The organism is Paenibacillus endoradicis, from assembly GCF_024721975.1.
The window spans coordinates 389470-409127 of the sequence record NZ_JANQBB010000003.1; the positions used below are offsets into that span (position 1 = coordinate 389470).

At 39.1% G+C, this 19658-nt stretch carries 16 protein-coding genes and 1 other annotated feature; of the genes, 14 read left to right on the forward strand and 2 right to left on the reverse strand.

The window, feature by feature from the left end:
- Nucleotides 1–19: 19 nt before the first annotated feature.
- From NV377_RS12050 to yajC, 4 genes are read left to right on the forward strand one after another with little or no spacing between them, the layout of a single operon-like run.
- Nucleotides 20–2125 (forward strand): SpoIID/LytB domain-containing protein, encoded by a 2106-nt coding sequence (locus tag NV377_RS12050; protein WP_258199178.1) that lies wholly within the window; start codon nt 20–22, stop codon nt 2123–2125.
- A gap of 3 nt (nt 2126–2128) precedes the next feature.
- On the forward strand, nt 2129–3175 hold the full coding sequence (queA, locus tag NV377_RS12055; RefSeq protein WP_258199179.1) for a tRNA preQ1(34) S-adenosylmethionine ribosyltransferase-isomerase QueA: 1047 nt from the start codon (nt 2129–2131) through the stop codon (nt 3173–3175).
- A 38-nt stretch (nt 3176–3213) separates the two neighbouring features.
- Complete coding sequence (gene tgt, locus NV377_RS12060) at nt 3214–4350, forward strand: tRNA guanosine(34) transglycosylase Tgt (protein WP_258199180.1); 1137 nt, start codon at nt 3214–3216, stop codon at nt 4348–4350.
- Nucleotides 4351–4364: 14 nt separating this feature from the next.
- Nucleotides 4365–4679 carry a preprotein translocase subunit YajC gene (gene yajC, locus NV377_RS12065; protein ID WP_258199181.1) on the forward strand — a complete coding sequence of 105 codons (315 nt, stop codon included), beginning with the start codon at nt 4365–4367 and terminating at the stop codon, nt 4677–4679.
- 52 nt (nt 4680–4731) lie between these two features.
- Here yajC and NV377_RS12070 read toward each other — a convergent pair whose 3' ends face one another.
- Nucleotides 4732–5112, reverse strand: a complete 381-nt coding sequence (locus NV377_RS12070) for a TIGR04086 family membrane protein (RefSeq protein WP_258199182.1) — start codon at nt 5110–5112, stop codon at nt 4732–4734.
- Between the two features lie 258 nt (nt 5113–5370).
- On the opposite strand from NV377_RS12070, the gene NV377_RS12075 reads away from it, so the two are divergent.
- A complete protein-coding gene (locus NV377_RS12075) occupies nt 5371–6156 on the forward strand; it encodes a YetF domain-containing protein (RefSeq protein WP_258200322.1) in 786 nt (261 codons plus the stop codon).
- Nucleotides 6157–6160: 4 nt separating this feature from the next.
- Here the strand turns inward: NV377_RS12075 and spoVB are convergent, their stop codons facing one another.
- Entirely contained in the window at nt 6161–7762 is a 1602-nt protein-coding gene (spoVB, locus tag NV377_RS12080; RefSeq protein WP_258199183.1) for a stage V sporulation protein B, read from the reverse strand.
- A gap of 227 nt (nt 7763–7989) precedes the next feature.
- Here spoVB and NV377_RS12085 point away from each other — a divergent pair, with 227 nt between their 5' ends.
- The 9 genes from NV377_RS12085 (at nt 7990) to hisS (ending at nt 19550) form a co-directional block, all read left to right on the forward strand.
- Nucleotides 7990–8232 (forward strand): post-transcriptional regulator, encoded by a 243-nt coding sequence (locus tag NV377_RS12085; RefSeq protein ID WP_258199184.1) that lies wholly within the window; start codon nt 7990–7992, stop codon nt 8230–8232.
- Nucleotides 8233–8314: 82 nt separating this feature from the next.
- On the forward strand, nt 8315–9550 hold the full coding sequence (gene secD / locus NV377_RS12090; protein WP_258199185.1) for a protein translocase subunit SecD: 1236 nt from the start codon (nt 8315–8317) through the stop codon (nt 9548–9550).
- Complete coding sequence (gene secF, locus NV377_RS12095) at nt 9540–10475, forward strand: protein translocase subunit SecF (RefSeq protein ID WP_258199186.1); 936 nt, start codon at nt 9540–9542, stop codon at nt 10473–10475. The genes secD and secF overlap by 11 nt, the downstream gene beginning before the upstream one ends.
- A gap of 228 nt (nt 10476–10703) precedes the next feature.
- Nucleotides 10704–11096, forward strand: coding sequence for a cation transporter dimerization domain-containing protein (locus NV377_RS12100; protein WP_258199187.1), 393 nt, complete (start codon nt 10704–10706; stop codon nt 11094–11096).
- A gap of 215 nt (nt 11097–11311) precedes the next feature.
- Nucleotides 11312–13315, forward strand: coding sequence for a single-stranded-DNA-specific exonuclease RecJ (recJ, locus tag NV377_RS12105; protein ID WP_258199188.1), 2004 nt, complete (start codon nt 11312–11314; stop codon nt 13313–13315).
- Nucleotides 13316–13354: 39 nt separating this feature from the next.
- The gene (locus tag NV377_RS12110; protein ID WP_258199189.1) at nt 13355–13882 is read left to right on the forward strand and encodes an adenine phosphoribosyltransferase; all 528 of its coding nucleotides are present in this window, start codon (nt 13355–13357) and stop codon (nt 13880–13882) included.
- A 189-nt stretch (nt 13883–14071) separates the two neighbouring features.
- Nucleotides 14072–16258, forward strand: a complete 2187-nt coding sequence (locus tag NV377_RS12115; protein ID WP_308860041.1) for a RelA/SpoT family protein — start codon at nt 14072–14074, stop codon at nt 16256–16258.
- Nucleotides 16259–16496: 238 nt separating this feature from the next.
- On the forward strand, nt 16497–16943 hold the full coding sequence (gene dtd, locus NV377_RS12120; protein ID WP_258199191.1) for a D-aminoacyl-tRNA deacylase: 447 nt from the start codon (nt 16497–16499) through the stop codon (nt 16941–16943).
- Between the two features lie 603 nt (nt 16944–17546).
- Nucleotides 17547–17824 (forward strand) — a binding site (T-box leader).
- A 463-nt stretch (nt 17825–18287) separates the two neighbouring features.
- Nucleotides 18288–19550 (forward strand): histidine--tRNA ligase, encoded by a 1263-nt coding sequence (gene hisS, locus NV377_RS12125; protein WP_258199192.1) that lies wholly within the window; start codon nt 18288–18290, stop codon nt 19548–19550.
- The last annotated feature ends 108 nt before the right edge of the window (nt 19551–19658 follow it).

Here is a 19658-nt window from a genome sequence, read left to right on the forward strand (position 1 = left end):
AAAATAAGGAAGTGATAATATGTTGAAAATTGCAAAGCAAAGCTTAATTTTAAGTGTAGTAATCGCATTGTTACTATCACTATCAATTTCAGCTCCAACGAAGGCGGCTGTGCCGTCGCTTGATAAGATTCGGGTGGCGTTGTTCGTTGATATTCCGAAAAAATATTCAAGTATTACAAAGGTAGCGACTTTATCTTCTGAGAGTGCAATGAGATTATCAGTGAAAACAGCTTCTAATTCAACGGAGTGGTTAAATTTCCCGGGGAATGATCAATTACGATTAGCTATGAATGATTACAAAGTTAATGTGTTTGAATCCACTGATTTTACTGCAGCACAACAAGTATATAAGGCAGTGAAGACGGCTGGTGGTACGCCGTTTCTAACGTCTCTAAGTAAAAATGATAAAGTGACTTTTCAAGTGCTTGAAGGTGGATATGCTAGTAATACTGATGCGACTGCAGCTGTGAAGAAGTGGACAAGCAATGCAACTGTTGCTAATCTTTTGAAGTCGCCAGCTACTGTATATGGTCCGTTTGCACTTGAAAGTGGTAGCTATGCTACGAAAGCAGATGCACAGGTTGCTGCGACGAAATTTGGCGCGCAAGGTTTGAATACTACGATTGGTATGAAATTAAATAGTACTGGTAAACTAGAATATTCCGTAGTTGTTGGAATGGTTGGTACAACTGCTGAGCTTGGGTTAGTGAAGACTGCCGCTAGTAAAGTGAGTAGCACGTTGAAAGATTTGAAAGGTAGCGAAAATATGCTACTTATGAGAATTGATCATTCTGCAACAGATCGTGCAACTTCATCTAATGAATTATATCTATACAATCCACATTTGATTGTATCGTTAAAGGCAGATAAGGAAGGTTTAGTTAAAATAACTGAGCGTAGCGAACGATCTTATCGAGGTACGATGGAGTTAGGATCGCTAAATAATTCCATGTATGTTGTGAATGAATTACCATTTGAGCAATATTTATATTCAGTAGTTGCGATTGAAATGTATCCATCATGGCCACTAGAAGCTCTGAAATCTCAAGCAGTTGCTGCACGTACATATGCCCTTTATTCAGGTTCGGGATTTGTCGTGGCGAATGTTGTTGACACTACAACGAGTCAAGCATATTATGGTGCTAACTCTGAATCTGCCAACACAACTAAAGCAGTTGATGAGACTAAAGGCGAGGTTATTACTTATAACGGAAAATTAATCGAAACGTTATACTCTGCGAATGCAGGCGGAATAACGGCCGATGCGAAGGAAATTTGGAATAATGAAGTTGCTTATTTGAAAAGTGTGTCTAGTCCCGATGCAATTTCAGAAAAGGGATTGTATTATTGGTATCGCGTCGTTCTCCCTAATGGAAAAGTAGGATATATTCGCGAAGATTTGGCTAAAGATACTGGTAAGACAAACGAAGCAGGAAAACCAATTCTATTGTCTAATACAGATGCAACCAATATTCGTCGTAACCCACTTATTCAATCAAATGTTCCGGCAGTTGATCTAATTAATAGCGGAGTGCAATTAATTGCACTAGAGAAGGTCATTCAATCCAATTCTATGAATTGGCGGAGAGGACCTTATAGCAGCGATGAAATAGCAAAAACTATTAACGCTAAATTACCCAATACGATATCTGGCAATATTACTTCATTTACAGTTAGTAAAGTAGGAGTATCGGGTCGGGCATTGGAAGTGTCGGCGAATGGTAAAGTATTACCTATACCTAAACCATTTGATTTCCGTGCAATTCTTGGGGTAGATGGTTCTTTGCAAAGCACATTATTCAGCATTGAGGAAACGGGTAAAATTGTTATTCTCGGTGCCAATAAATTAGATCGCACGAAAACAGATGGTGCGAAAGCATTGCAAGTTGTCGGTGCGAATGGCAACACGGCAACGGTTAGCGGAGAATATATGTATGTACTTGATGGTAGTGGTAATGTTCGAGCTGCGACTACTGATGCAGGCTATCAATACAACGGTACAGGTAATGGGCATGGTGTTGGGATGTCTCAATACGGTGCTTATGCTCTTGCTGAACAAGGGTATGACTATCAATATATTTTGAAATACTATTATACAGGAACAACTGTTACTAAGGATGAATAGACAATGAATGTAGACTTATTTGATTTTCATTTACCAGAAGAGCTTATTGCACAGACCCCGTTATTAGAACGCACGTCATCTCGTCTTCTAATGCTCAGCAAAGAAAGTGGTCAAGTGGAGCATGGTGTTTTTACGGACTTGGCTGACAAATTAGAAGCAGGAGATGTTCTTGTACTTAATGACACAAGAGTATTACCCGCAAGATTACTTGGCAAAAAGCAAGAGACAGGTGCAAAAGTTGAGTTATTATTACTTACTCAACTTGAGAATGATCGTTGGGAAGTACTTGCTAAGCCTGCCAAACGTATTAAGGTAGGCACAGTACTTTGTTTTGGTGAGAATGAACACGGAGAGCCTATATTAACAGCTACAGTTGAAGCAGAAGCTGATATGGGTGGTCGAACTGTAAAATTCAACTATAATGGGATTTTCAACGAGTTGCTCGATCAACTAGGCGAAATGCCTTTGCCTCCTTACATTAAAGAAAAATTAGATGAGAAGGAACGCTACCAGACTGTATATTCTAAGCATGATGGTTCTGCAGCAGCTCCAACAGCAGGCCTGCATTTCACAACACAATTTCTCGAACAACTTCAAACGAAAGGTGTACAATTAGCCTATATTACGTTACATGTAGGACTTGGAACGTTTAGACCTATGTCTAGTGATACGATTGAAGAACATGAGATGCATGCGGAATATTATGAATTAAGTGAAGAAACTGCACAAATTCTGCAACGCGCGAGGGATGAGAACCGTAGAATAGTAGCAGTGGGTACGACTTCAGCACGGACGCTTGAAACATTAGGACAACGTTTCAAGGAGGACAAGCTACAAGCTTGTAACGGCTGGACATCTATTTTTATTTTCCCAGGCTATGAATTTCAACTCGTAAGTGCATTATTAACGAATTTCCATTTACCGAAATCAACTTTGGTTATGCTAGTCAGTGCGCTAGCTAGTCGAGATCATATTATGCATGCTTATAATGTAGCTGTGCAGGAACAATATCGATTCTTCAGCTTCGGAGATGCAATGTTTATATATTAAGAGGTAATATTATTGAGAGAATAGGACGCGTGAACAACTTGGCGATTAGATATGAATTTATTAAGCAGTGCAAACAATCAGGAGCAAGATTAGGTCGTGTGCATACGCCACATGGTATTATCGAAACTCCTACATTTATGCCTGTAGGTACACAAGCAACAGTGAAAACAATGAGTCCAGAAGAATTGAAAGCAATGGATGCTCAGATTATATTGAGCAACACATACCATCTGTTTTTAAGACCTGGACATGACATCGTGAAAAAAGCAGGTGGACTTCATAAGTTTATGAATTGGGATCGTCCAATTCTTACAGATAGCGGTGGCTTCCAAGTATTTAGTCTAAGTGAGCGCCGTAAAATCTCAGAAGAAGGTGTAGAGTTCCGTTCACATCTAAGCGGTGAGAAACTATTCCTTAGTCCGGAAAAAGCTATGGAAATTCAAAATGCACTAGGTCCAGATATTATGATGGCATTTGATGAATGTCCCCCATATCCAGCTACTTATGAATATGTGAAGCAATCAACAGAACGTACATCAAGATGGGCAGAACGTTGTTTAGCAGCACACGAGCGCAAGCATGATCAAGCATTGTTTGCGATAGTACAAGGCGGGATGCATGAAGATCTGCGTGTACAAAGCGCTAAGGATTTGACTTCCATGGATTTCCCGGGTTATGCTATAGGTGGACTAAGTGTAGGCGAATCTAAGGATTTAATGTATGAGGTTCTAGACTATACCGTTCCTCATTTACCGTTCGACAAACCTCGCTATCTTATGGGCGTTGGTTCACCTGATGCTCTTATCGAGGGATCAATTCGAGGTATTGATATGTTTGATTGTGTCTTACCAACTCGTATTGCACGTAACGGTACATTAATGACTAGTCAAGGACGTCTTGTTGTTCGTAATGCCAAGTTTGCTGAAGATTTTGGACCTATCGATCCGAATTGTGACTGCTATACTTGTAAAAACTATTCTAGAGCATATATTAGACATTTGTTGAAAGCAGATGAAACATTTGGAATTCGATTAACAACGAATCATAATCTGCATTTCCTTGTTAACTTAATGAAAAATGTTAGAGAAGCAATAATGAATGATTCTCTACTTGACTTTAGAGATAAATTCTTTGAGCAATATGGTCTTAACAATGAAAATACTAGAGGATTTTGAAAGGGGTGAAAACTATGTCAATTTCTTTAGCAGCTGCAGCAGGAGCTGGAGGTGGTAATATTTGGACAATAATCGGTCCATTTATTCTAATGTTTGTGGTATTCTATTTCTTATTAATTCGTCCACAACAGAAGAAACAAAAAACTCGTAACTTGATGCTTAATCAAGTTAAAAAAGGTGATAAAATCGTAACGATTGGTGGCCTTCATGGTACGATCGCTGAAATCACTGACGATGTTGTAGTATTACGCGTTAATGATACGACTAAACTTACGTTTGATCGCAGTGCAATTAGCACAGTATCACAATCTGCACCTTCTGCAGACTAGGTACATAATGAATAAGGGTGATCGTATCGTTACTGATACGATCACCCTTATTTTATTTGCGTAAATTAACGCCAACCATTCCGCCAAAAGCTCCTGTACCAATAACAGTAAGTAAAAGCAGGAAACTATGTAAACTTAACGCAATATCGGAAGCTAAGAAACTTACAATGATAATAATAATTCCATATAGAATACCGAGAGCACTACCGTAATACCATCCTCTTGATTCCGCACGTTTACCTGAACTTAACCCTCCAATCAAGGCAGCTGCACCATGAATGACATAAGCCATTGTTCCTAAGCTACTTTCTTTCATCTCTGTAAAATGTAAGAAGAGGGAAGCTATCAAAGCTCCAGCGGCTAGCCATAATAAAGCGTATGTTATGCCTGCTAGCAGTGGCATTGCGAATAGTTTTTTTGTTCCAGTATTCATAAAATACCTCCTTTAAATTTTCATTTCTTCTTGAGATATGTCTTATGAAAATGTAAAAACATATCAAGCGTGTTGGCTTCATAACTTGGCTCATTTAACCATATGGGAAAACAAACAATTTTAGTACAAGTTCTATGTCTTTATATTTGATAGGAGCTATTCCCATTATCTATACGAAACATAGGTGCATGATCTAATGGCTAAGCGACCACAATAGTACATACATTGAACCTTGATTGATTGGAGGAGCTATTGATGATGGAATGGTATTCGTTAGCATTACGTACAGTCGGTATGTATATAATCATTTTTATTGTGTTACGCGTTATGGGAAAACGTGAAATTGGTAAACTCTCCGTATTGGACCTTGTTATATCAGTTATGATTGCCGAGATTGCCGTCATTGAGATTGAACAAGTTGACGATAATTTGATGCATGGAATTTTACCGATTATCATTCTGCTTATTATTCAAATTATATCTGCTTTCCTTTCCATGAAAAGTCGTAAAGTAAGGTTGCTTCTTGATGGAAAGCCTACAGTAGTTGTTGCTAATGGTGAAATATATCGTGATGAGCTCAAAAAACAACGGTACAATTTAGATGATCTAATGCTTCAGCTAAGAGAAAATGGCGTTACTTCGATATCAGAAATTGACTTTGCTATACTTGAAACAAGTGGGAAGTTATCCGTCATCCCGAAAAGTAATGATGATGTAAAAGTAGGAGGTTCTCTAGCTTCAGAAAATTTTGATAAAAATGAAAGCTCAGTCGGAGAAACTAATGAATTAGAACCTAATCAAGTAATGAATAATAAATCTTCAGAAAGAATCATTCCACCTGGTTTTCGGTATGAGATGTTACCAATTCCATTAATTATGGATGGAAAAGTGCAAGATGAAAATTTAGCGAAAATCAATAAGACTCGATTTTGGCTCAAAAATATTATTCAAGAAAAAGAAATTAATCATTTCAAAGATGTTTTACTATGCACTATTGATCATAAAGATCGAATATATATCGATGGTGGTAACCGGAAAAAGTAATGTACTATTGATCTGATCCGAACCATTTTCCGATATAAGGAATTCTAATGAGGTCAGCTTTATCGATAATTTTTGTTAAGAACATTAGGAAGATGTAGACAATCATCGCCGCCATACAAGCGGTGGGTAAGCTAATACCAAGAGGTTGATTGGCAAGTAGTGACATCACATATTGGGCAAATCCACCTGTAATGATAATAGATGCACCTACTTTAACGAAGTCCATCATATGCATTTTGAATCCAACATAACGCTTCACGCTATAGCTATGTAATAAGGTGACTAATACAGTATTAATAGCAATGGCGATCAATACTCCTTTAATTCCTAGTTGAGGATTCGAACCTAATATTATAATGAGTGCGATCTTAATGATGGCTCCAATAAACGTGTTCATTAACGCTACTCCAGGTTTTTCTAAAGCTTGTAATGTTGCTTGTAATGGAGCTTGTAAATAAATGAAAATGCCTATCGGTGCAATGAGTTGCAATAACGGTGCATATTCTCCATGAGCATATAGTAGTTCACAAATTGGAGCTGCAAATATAAACATAATAATTGTAAATGGTGCTCCTGCGACGAGTGAGATACGCATCGATTGATGTAAACGTTTATGAATGAGATGGTATTGTTTCTGAGCAACAGCTTCTGAAAGTGATGGAACAAGCGATACGGCTAATGAATAAGTTAATGCTGTTGGTAGTAAAATAAGAGGCATAATCATTCCTTGTAGCGCACCATATTGTGCTGTAGCGATACCGGTAATAATACCAGCAGCGGCAAGGCTTCGAGCTGTAAATATAGATTCTAATAAGTAGCTTAATGAGCCGACCAATTTGCTGCCGGTAACCGGTATAGACAGTGTAAGCAGCTTTGCAAGTATTGATTTGGATGCAATTTCTTTACTTACAACAGCATTATTAAATTCGTTCTCGGATGTAAGAGGTAGTTCAGCAGCGATAGTTATCGGCTTTTTCTTATCACGAACATGACTCAGCAGCATAACCGCTAGTCCACCAATTTCCCCCATAACAACGCCTAGCATTGCTCCAGCTGCACCCCATGCTAATCCATATGGTAGTAACCAATAAGCTAACACTAATGAAAATACAATTCTAATTAATGTTTCAACCGTTTGTGATACAGCGCTTGGAATCATATTCTGTTTTCCTTGGAAATAACCACGATATACAGCCGAAATCCCTACGATAAGCAGTAAAGGTGACATCATTAAAAACGATTGATACACCCTTGGATCTGGAATAACATACTTAATAAAGACTGGTGCAAATAGAAGCATAATGCTAGTTAGAAACAAAGCGATAGATACACTTAGAAACATTGCCGTTCTGAAGATTTGCTTTACTCTTCGTTCATCACCTACCGATTGGGCTTCGGCGATCCATTTAGCGATGGCTAGCGGGATGCCGCCAGTTATAAATGTTAGCAACACAATGAGAAAAGGATAACTCAGTTGGTAGATACCAACACCCTCTGCTCCGATGATACGTGGTAATGTAATACGAGGAATAAATCCAAGAATACGATTCAATACACCTGCAATAAGCAGAATCATAGCTCCCTTAATAAAGCTCTGCTTTGTCATCTAATACACCTCACTTCATTGACCCTACATTACAGACTATGCTTGACCTATACATTTACATGTCTGAAAATAATTGATACAAGCAGGAAAAAAGTTAGTGGGCAGCGAAATGTACTAAGTACACTACAGATATGGAGATCTTAGGTGCAGCTTATGCTTCCGAAGTACTTTTCATTTACGGGAAGTAATACTGTGAAGCTTTTGAAAAGTTGTAGGAGGTGTAGCAATTGTCTAGTATAGAGTGGAACGATGATATTAAGGAGCTTTGCATAAGCAAAGCGGAGGAGCTACAACTTCTTGGATATGAGCATGTTAAGGCTAAGGAAGTCTGGGCGTGTGTAAGTTCTCGTTATGTGAAAAGTGGACAACCCCAGCTTCATCAGCTTGTAAATGATATTTTATCTTTAAGAGCAACTCAATTTATGAACTACTTATTGTTAAGTGCATACAAGGGAGACTCTTTCGAATAGGGAAGAGTTTTCTTTTTTTTTGACGTCGTATTTCGACATCTGTATAATGGGAATATTGAGATCTAAGGGGGATTATTGACGTATGGTTAAGAAAAGATTGCTTGCCTTTGTCGTAGTGGTTGTTGTCCTATTTGGTGTAATTGCTTGGACAAGCCCTTCTATACTAAAAGAGGTAAAGCTAGGACTTGATCTTAAGGGTGGATTTGAAGTGCTTTATGAGGCAACACCATTTGAAGAAGGTGGTCAAGTAACTCCAGAAGCATTGAAACAAACTGCCAAAAGTTTAGAAAAGCGGATTAATGCTTCAGGTGTATCAGAACCAGAGGTTTTGCCAGAAGGGACAAACCGTATTCGTGTTCGTCTAGCTGGAGTAACGAATGATGAAGAAATAAGAGAATTGTTAGCTAAGCCGATTAATCTAACGTTCCGAGCACCAGACGGTACGATTATGTTAAATGGTACTGATTTCAAAGAAAATAGTGCTGGCGTAGTTTATGATGAATTGAATCGTCCTGTTGTAACGATCGAATTAAAGGATGCACAGAAATTTACTAAAGTAACAACTGATCTCGTAGGTTCATATCTAGCTATTTATTTGGATGACGAAGAACTTTCTCGTCCGAGTGTTAACTTCCCGATAACAGGTGGTTCTGCGCAGATTTCACTTGGTAATGCAGAACGTGCTGAAGCAGAAGAACTTCGTGATCTTATTAATATGGGATCATTACCTGTGAAACTTACTGAGAAGTATACGCAAAGTGTGGGTGCCAAATTAGGACTAGATTCCTTGAGGGATACCGTAACTGCTGGTGTCATTGGATCTCTAATCGTATTAGTATTTATGGTTATCGTGTTCCGTGTTCCAGGCTTTGTTGCTGGAATTTCAATTATTACGTACGCTTGGTTATTGATATTAGTCCATAACTGGATGGGGGCAACATTGACACTCCCAGGTATTGCGGCGTTTGTACTCGGTGTCGGGATAGCCGTCGATGCCAATATTATCACTGCCGAACGGATTAAAGAAGAAATCCGTACAGGTAAAAGTATGTTCTCAAGTTTGAAAGCAGGTTCTAAGAGCTCATTCCGGACGATTATGGATGCGAATGTTACATCTATTATCGCGAGTGTAGCACTATATGTAATCGGAGACGGTGCGATTAAAGGTTTCGCCTTAACGATGATCTTCAGTATTATCGTAAGTGTACTTACGAATATTTATCTGTCAAGATTCTTGCTTACGATGTTAGTAAGTAGTAATGCATTTATGAAACCCAAATACTATGGTGTAAAGGAGGAAGATATCCGTGCACTTTGATTACAAAATTCATTATGATTTCATAAAAAATCGCAAGAAATTTTACACGGGTTCAATACTGCTAGTAGTAATAGGAATTGTATCGCTACTTATTTTCCAAATGAATCTAGGCATTGACTTTAAGTCTGGAACAACAATGGACGCGGTAGCTGATCATGGGGTAACGCAAGCTGAAGTTATCGAAGTTCTGACAGGTTTAGGCTATGATGAAACGCCAACGGTCGGTGGAGAAAATAATGAACGTATTTCAATCCGTTTTGGTGATGAGTTGGCAGCAGATTCTGTGAAAGCCATTCAAACGGCATTAATGACTAACTTTGGCGATCAGATGGAATTTGAAGTTAACGTTGTTTCAGCAGATTTAGCAAGAGAGCTTGCCGTTAAGACAATCTGGGCAATTCTTGCTGCTTCTGTATTGATTATGTTGTACGTTATGATTCGTTTTGAATGGAGATTCGCTTTATCAGCTAACATTGCAATTCTGTATGACTGTTTTGTAGTAGTTGCAATGTTCTCGTTATTCCGACTAGAAGTCGATCTTCCATTTATAGCGGCAGTTCTTACTGTACTTGGTTATTCTATTAACGATAAAATCGTTATATTTGACCGTATCCGTGAGAACTTGCGTTTTAAACCTCATAAAAATGCAGAACAACTACAAGAAATTGTTAACGCGAGTATTTGGCAAACAATGGCTCGTAACTTGTATACTGTGTTGACTGTGTTTATTGTTACATTACTAATATTCTTATTCGGTAGCGAATCAATTCGTCTATTCTCACTTGCTATTCTAATTGGACTTGTAAGTGGAGCTTATTCAACAATATGTTTGGCGAGCCCACTTTGGTTTGAATTTAAGAAAAGAGAAAAGAATAAGAAGCCAAAAGCAGCTTCACCTTCTCCGAAGAAAGAACCTGTAATCTAGTTAAAGAAGTAGTCCTGCACTTCATGTATCCTCCAATTGTTAGTAAAGACTAACAATTGGAGGTTGTTTTTTGTGCAGAATTTTTGTGAAGTTATGGTATAATGAATTGTTGAGTGACTAGGAAACGAAGTTAATGCTACGAAGTACTTTTCATGAAAAGTACGTGAATAGTTTTAATGCTTACGAAGTACGTTTCATAAAAACCATGAAACGTTTTAGGAGGATCAGATGTCTGCAGATGTTGAAAAACAAAAGAGCTTAATAAATAAGCTAATGATGCTCTTCTCTAAGTCTCACCTTTCTCATGAATGTTCCAACGACTCAGATAGTACGGAGCGTATTTTACAGGTTGTACAACGCATTAATGGTGTTGTCGCAATTGAGAGTTGTGATGCCAAGGAACAAGGACATTATGTTGTTGCTTCATTAACGATTAATGTTAATCCCAAAATTACGGTGCAAGAAGGTCAAGATATTGCAAAACGAGTACGCTGGCTATTAATGCATCGATTTACACATCTAACTGATGTTGTTGTTCATGTAAAGCCGTTTGCGCCTGATTATCCATACAAATCAAACCATTCTACTGCGCATGATGAAGTGCCGACGATATTGCAGTAGTTGTGAGTAGTTCAAAATCGTGGACTGTGATTACGCGGTAATGCGTTGCAGCATAGTCGGCGGTGAAGATGCCCTCCATCGAAAGTCTGTGTGTGCTCACGTACACAATACGTACGCTGTGCTACGCGATCTCGATAAAGGTCATCTTCTTGGTACTGACAGCCCAAGATTTTGAACTTTTATTATATGTGATGAAATTGAAAGGAGTTGGCGAGATGATTCAACGAAGAAATCGTTGGAAGTTAGCTACTTGGTCACAAGAACAAGAAATGCTTGCGACTCAATTAAGTAAGCAACTTACCATTCCCACTCTTGTAACAAAATTACTAATACAGCGCGGATATGATAACGCTGACACAATAGAATCTTTCTTATATGGTACACCTGCCAATATGCATGATCCATACTTACTTGCTGGGATGAATGAAGCGGTAGAACGAATATTGCTCGCAAAACAACAAGGTGAAAAGGTTCGAATTTATGGTGACTACGATGCAGATGGTGTATCTAGTACATCATTGCTTTATTTCACATTTGCCGAACTTGGATTGAACTTTGACTATTATATTCCCCATCGTATGTTAGAAGGCTATGGCTTGAATAAAGGGGCAATAGATAAGGCGAAGCAAGAAGGTATTACACTAATGGTGACCGTTGATACTGGTATTAGTGCATATGAAGAAGTAGAATATGCCAAGCTACTTGGTATTGATGTTGTCATCACAGACCATCATGAACCTCCGGAACAGTTGCCACAAGCAGTGGCAGTCGTTAATCCGAAGCAGCTCCACTGTCCTTATCCATTTAAAGGATTAGCAGGAGTGGGAGTGGCATTTAAGCTTGCTACAGCCTTATTAGATGGTGCTCCAATGCAGTGGTCTGGTATTGTAGCACTTGGTACTATTGCCGATCTAATGCCTTTACAAGACGAAAATCGTATTATTGTAAGTTATGGACTTGCAGAACTGCGCAAAGGCCAGCAGATCGGTTTCAATGCTCTCGCTGAAGCTTGCGGTATTAATATGGCTGAACTAAGCGCGATGAATATTGGTTTTGGTATTGCCCCAAGAATTAATGCAGCTGGAAGGCTGAAACATGCGAAGCAGGCTGTTGAATTGATCACTTGTTCTAGTGAACAAGGAGCGATTCAACTTGCAACCGAGCTGGATCATTTGAATAAAGAACGTCAATTGATTGTTGAGACGATGATACAAGAAGCTGAAACCCAGTGGCAAAGTAAGCTACAAGCAGTTAAAGCAGCAAAACAGCCTGAGCCTAATGTTATAGTATTGGCTCAGGAGGGATGGAATGTTGGTGTTATAGGAATCGTTGCTTCCAAAATGCTAGAACGTTACTATAAGCCTGTTATCGTTTTCGGGATTGATGTTGAAAAAGGAACTGCAAAAGGTTCAGCTAGATCAATTGAAGGCTTTGATCTACATGCGGCTTTAACAGAATGCGATTCATTGCTTGAGCATTATGGAGGTCATCAGGCAGCAGCAGGTATGACTGTGCTTATTGAGAATTTGCCGAAATTAGAGGAGGGGTTAGATAATTTAGCCCTGCAATGGTTAACCGAAGAGGATTGGATTCCTAAGCTAAAGATTGATCTGGCTTGCGATTTACAAGATATTACACTCGATACCATTAAACAATTATCATTATTAGAACCGTTTGGCATGACTAATCCGTCCCCGCGCGTACTTGTAAAGAATACTAATCTCGCTGAACGAAGAGCGATAGGTAAAGAAGGTAAACATCTTAAGTTGCTACTGAAAGATCAACAAATGACTTTAGATGTTATAGGATTTGGAATGGGCGACTATGCGAAGCAACTATCCACTTCAGAGCCAATCGAGGTCGTTGGCGAACTTTCTATTAATGAATGGAATTCGATCAGAAAGCCTCAACTTCAATTACAAGATTTACATGTACAAAAAGAACAGTTAAAAGTATTCCCTTCCAGAGAACAATTTGGTATCATTTATCAGTATGTTCGTAAGCAGGGAGTCGTACCCAAACGTGGAGTATACGAAAAACTTAGCAAGCTTAGTGGATTAGCAAACGTCGAGATTGATTTGATATTAGAAGTATTTGAGGAACTCGGATTTATTCTTATTAATTCGTATCAAATTCAAGCGGTGCCTTCTCCACAGAAAAAAGATTTAGCGAGCTCAGCTCGTTATAATAGTGCTAAGCTTCAATTCGAAGCGAAATGAATGTAGTAATTAAGCGGTCACAGAAAGGGTTGACGATTTGTGTCAAATTCATCTACTAACTTTAAAGATTATATTCGTGTAATCGAGGATTTCCCGACGCCAGGGATTCGTTTCAAAGATATTACAACACTATTGAAAGATGGACCAACTTATAAAGCGGCTATCGTTGAGCTTCGTAAATTAGTTGAGCATCTTCAAATTGACGTTATTGCTGGCCCTGAAGCACGTGGTTTTGTTATTGGAGCTCCACTAGCACTTGAGCTAGGAGTCGGTTTCATTCCTATTCGCAAAAGTGGTAAATTACCAGGTGAAACGATTAGTGCTAGTTATTCGCTAGAGTATGGTACTGATCAACTTGCTATGCACAAAGATGCTATTGAACCAGGTCAACGTGTACTTATTGCTGATGATTTATTAGCAACAGGTGGTACAATTGCAACTGTTATCGATCTTATTAATCAAGTTGGTGGCGAAGTAGTAGGAACAGCGTTTTTAATTGAGCTTTCATATCTTGAGGGCAGAAATAAAATAGAAGGCGTTGAGGTTCAATCCTTAATGACTTATTAGTAATAATACTTAGTATTTGGCGATAGGCCGACTACCCTTGCAGAGCAATCGAATTGATCTTGCATGAGGTAGCGGTCTGTTTTTTATAACGGTACATTGACGTAATAGGTATGTAACAGGCATAATAATTAGAAATAGAAGAAAAGTAGCTCGGACTTTAGATAGACTAGCTTGGGAAGGGATCTTATCATGGGCATAGAGCAATTAATTGAAAAAGCATCAATCTATATGAAAGAACAAGATCTCAAGCTGATTAGAGAAGCCTATGATTTTGCGGATCAAGCTCATTCAGGGCAAGTACGTAAATCAGGTGAGGCTTATATATTACATCCTCTAACAGTTGCAGATATCGTCTTAGATATGGGTATGGACGTGTTGTCGATCGTGACGGCTCTACTTCATGATGTCGTGGAAGACACAACTGTCGATCTTGAGACCGTTCGTGAGAAATTCGGCGAAACTTGTGCGATGCTTGTAGATGGATTGACGAAACTAGAAAAAATTAGGTTCCAATCGCGTGAAGAACAGCAAAATGAAAATTATCGAAAAATGTTTGTTGCTATGGCACAAGACATTCGAGTTATTCTAATTAAATTAGCTGATCGACTTCACAATATGCGTACGTTGAAATATCAATCTGAGGAATCTCAGCGTAGAATTGCCTATGAAACACTTGAAATATTCTGTCCTATTGCTCACCGCCTTGGTATTTCTGCTATCAAATGGGAAATGGAAGATATTGCATTACGTTACTTGAACCCTCAGCAATACTATCGTATTGCTAATTTAATGAAGAAAAAACGTGTTGAACGTGAAGCGTTTATTGAAGATGTTGTTAACCGTATTCGTGAAAAGCTAGCGGAAATGGGTATCGAGGGTGATATTTCAGGACGTCCGAAGCATTTGTACAGCATTTATCAAAAAATGACAACACGCAATAAGCAGTTTAGCGAAATTTATGATTTATTTGCTATTCGCGTAATTGTTGAAAATATAAAAGATTGTTACGCTACGTTAGGTATCATTCATACGCTTTGGAAACCGATGCCAGGTCGCTTCAAGGACTATATTGCAATGCCTAAAGCGAATATGTATCAGTCCCTCCATACGACGGTTATTGGTCCGAATGGTGAACCGACAGAAGTGCAAATTCGTACTTGGGATATGCATCTTACATCCGAGTATGGTATAGCTGCTCACTGGGCTTATAAAGAAGGTAATGTTGTTCCAGATGGTAGCTTTGGCGATAAAATGACATGGTTCCGTGAAATTCTGGAATTACAGAATGAGACACAAGATGCGGCAGAGTTTATGGAATCCTTGAAAATGGACTTTTTCTCTGATCTAGTATTTGTGTTTACGCCTAATGGTGAAGTTATTGAGCTACCGGCTGGTTCTGTACCTTTAGATTTTGCATTCCGCATTCACACTGAAGTTGGTAATCGTACGATTGGTGCTAAAGTGAATGGCAGAATAGTCCCGCTTGATCATAAATTAAAAACTGGTGATATTGTTGAAATATTGACGAGCAAACATTCCTATGGCCCTAGCTCCGATTGGCTAAAAATTGCTCAATCTTCTCATGCACGGAGTAAGATTAAGCAATGGTTCAAGAAAGAGAAGCGTGAGGAAAATGTCGCTAAGGGTCGCGATTTAATTGAACGTGAATTGAAACGTCTTGGACTTGAGCCGCATCTCTGGATGACAGATGACAAGCTACAGGAAGTTGCTACGAAATTCACATTTAATGATATTGAAGATATGATGGCTGCGATTGGTTTCAGTGGTATAACAGCCGCACAAATCGTAACTAAGCTTACTGAGAAACTTCGCCGTGAGCAAGAAGAAGCGAATCAGATCGAGCTAACGAAAGAAATTACTGAAATAAAAGGCAGCGCAGTAAACAAAAAAGTTAGAAATAACAATAATGGTGTTAAAGTTAAAGGAGTAGACAATTTACTTGTCCGCTTTGCCAGATGTTGTAATCCTGTTCCAGGTGACCTCATTATCGGTTATATTACACGCGGTAGAGGTGTTTCTGTGCATCGTATGGATTGTTTAAACATTCCATTTGGCACGGATAATGAAGAGGCAGATCGTGTAATTGAAGTTGAATGGGTCGATTCTATTAATGCTAACTATAGTGTTGATATTGAAATTACAGGTAGTGATCGCCGTGGATTATTGAATGAGGTACTTCAAGCTGTATCTGAAGCGAAAACTAACATTAGTGCAGTATCTGGACGAACAGGTAAAAATAAGATGGCTATTATGCATATGACTGTTCTTATTAGTCATACTGAGCATCTTACTAATGTTGTTGAGAAGATTAAAAAAATTAAAGATATATATTCCGTGCAACGGATTATGCAATAAAGGAAAGTTCAAAAAGATTACTTATCACCACTAAGAAGATGGGATGATGCTAAGTTATCGAGAAGCAGAGTGTACGTTATTGGTACACGAGCATCTAAAATGTTTCTGAAAGAAACATACATCGGAAGAGTGTGCTTTGCTTCAGGTGAATGCCATATTCGCCGACGAATAAGCATCGTAGCATCACATCGTGATCATAAGTGGACTTTTTGAACATCTACTAAAGGAGTCGAACATTTTGAGAGTAGTTGTACAACGGAGTAAAGCAGCCAATGTTACGATAGCTGGGGAGCAAGTTGGTGCAATTGATAAAGGACTTGTTCTGCTCGTAGGCATTACTCATGAGGATACTGAGCAAGACCTTAAGTGGATGGCGGACAAGCTCTCTGGACTTCGGATATTTGATGATGAGTCTGGTAAGATGAATCTAGATATTACCGAGGCAGGGGGCAGTATTCTTTCTGTTTCACAATTTACTTTGTATGGTGATTGTAGAAAAGGTCGTCGTCCTAGTTTCATGAAGGCGGCAAGACCAGATCATGCTGAGCCAATGTATCATAACTTCAATGAGTTATTACGTAATAAAGGGATCCACGTTGAAACTGGCCAATTTGGAGCAGAGATGGATGTAAGTCTTGTGAATGATGGTCCGATTACAATAATTATTGATACGGAAGAGAAATAGGAGCGGAATTGAAACGTTTTCTTTTTTGTAATCAACTTGTAACATAATGATAATGTCTCTTTAATATCATTAACCTATAATAAACCTCGACCCCCTTTTTAATAATATATTATTATAGCCTGCGGAGATGCCGCAGGTTTTTTTCTGCCCATTTTCCCTTTTTAGGACGAGGAATATGCTTAGATGCTTATTCGACGGCGAAAATAACGTTCATTTCGGTTGTGATGACGATGAAAATGCTATGTCGCCTGCTCGACGGCGAAAATGACGTTTATCGGTCGCTGCGTGTGCTCGTGTATCAATAACGTACACCCCGCTACTCCCTTCCTAGATTCACGTCATCTTCTTGGTCCTAATAAGCGAAACACTCAACGGAGCAATGATTGCTACGTGGTTTAGACTCTGATGCAGAGTATTCGAAGCTTTGAACGCGGATCAACATCAAGTTGTTTACTTGATGTTGATTATGGCTGGTATCACTTCGAAGTATAATTTGGACGTTTTATTGTTTATTTATAAGGGATTAGGAGAGACTATGTCGTAGTTCTATATTGACTTTCGTCGGTATGACAAGTAAAATATGATATCAGTAACAACTTAATATTTCATTCCTTGACGGGAAGAAGTAACTCAACTCCACTATACCCAGAGATAGGTGTCAATTGGCTGAAAGCACCTTTATATGTATTGAGTGAATAACATCCCTGAGAACATAAGATGAACGGTACTTATATTACATAAGTATGACATTAGTTTTATGCGTGTTACGGACGATAATCGTATGGAGCGAATAGCTACAACTTGAACAAGTAAAATCTTGTAAGTTGTTAGATATTCGAAAAGTGGGTGGTACCACGGGAGATAATACTCTCGTCCCTTTTGGCGGAAAGTCAGAAGGAACGAGAGTTTTTTTGTTGTTTAGAAGTAATTCAAAATGACCACTCGTGATCACAATAGGTATCTTCCTTTTTTGCGCTACAACCGCAAAAATGATATCTATGGTGTCCAACGAGCTGGAAAATCCGGAATAGACCACAAAAATGAGGTCTATAACGCCCAATAAGCTGGATAAACCGAAATAGACCACAAAAATAAGGTCTATGGCGCCCAATGAGCAGGATAAACCGAAATAGACCACAAAAATGAGGTCTATAGCGCCCAATGAGCTGGATAAACCGAAATAGACTGCAAAAATGAGGTTTACTGAGAGTGTTTAATCTTTCGAGGAATGATTTTTACTGGAGCATTTTAGAGGGATATTGATTATTGGCTTATGCTTCTGATGTACTTTTCATTACGAGGAGTATATCGAGATGAATTGAAAAGTTTAAGGAGGTTATCGCTATGTCGTTTAAGAAATCGCCCGGTACGCAAGATATTTTGCCAGGTAGTGTAGAAAAATGGCAGTTTGTAGAGCAGAAAGCTCGAGAAATCTGCAGTCGCTACAATTTTAGGGAAATACGTACTCCGATTTTCGAATCTACTGAACTTTTCCAACGTGGTGTTGGTGAGACAACTGATATCGTTGAGAAAGAGATGTACACGTTCATCGATCGTGGGGAGCGCAGCTTAACGCTTCGTCCAGAAGGTACAGCAGGCGTTGTACGCTCATTTGTAGAGAACAAGCTATTTGGAGAACCAGATCTAACTAAGTTGTATTACATGGGCCCTATGTTCCGCTATGAGCGTCCTCAAGCAGGACGCTACCGTCAATTCCACCAGTTTGGGATTGAGGCTATCGGAGCTGCTGATCCTGCACTTGATGCAGAAGTGATTGCATTAGGTTATACCTTCTATACAGAGGTTGGACTTAGAGGTGTTGGTGTTGAGATTAATTCAGTTGGAACTCCAGCTGTTCGCGGCGCATTCCGTGAAAAGTTACTTACTTATTTAGAACCGAAACGTGAAATTCTTTGTAAAGACTGTCAGTCTCGTATCGATCGTAATCCACTACGTGTATTGGATTGTAAAGTTGATCAAAAACACTTTACAGATGCTCCATCGATTCTTGATAGCTTAGATGAAGAATGTCAGATTCACTTTGATAAAGTGAAGCAACATCTATCCGATATGGAAATTCCATTTGAGATTAATCACCGTCTCGTTCGTGGTCTTGACTACTATACACATACTGCATTTGAATTCAAAGCTGAAGGTATTGGTGCAATTGATACTGTTGGTGGTGGTGGTCGCTATAACGGTCTTGTTGCTGATGTTGGTGGTCCTGATCAACCGGGTGTAGGCTTCGGTCTTGGATTAGAACGTACAGTGTTATTACTTGAGCACCAAGAAACGGCAATTCCAAATCTTAATGAATTAGATGTGTATCTAATCGCTCTAGGTGAAGAAGCAGATCGTCAAGTGACGAAACTTGTGTATCAATTACGTAAAGCAGGAGTAAAAGCTGAACGTGATTACCAAGGTCGCAAGATGAAGGCTCAGATGAAGTCTGCAGATCGCTTACAGGCTCGCTATACTGCAATACTTGGTGATGATGAACTTGCTAATGGTGAGATTACGCTGAAAGAGATGGCTACTGGACTCCAACGCAAAGTCTCCTTCTCCGATCTCTCGCATGTGATCATGGAGAGTAAGCTTCGTAGTTAACTCGACTTCGAATATGCCTTTCATCGGAATTCTGCGTGTGCTCGTGTACCAATAACGTACACTCCGCTCCTCGAGTTCCTAGCTTCAAGGCATCTTCTCGGTGCTGAC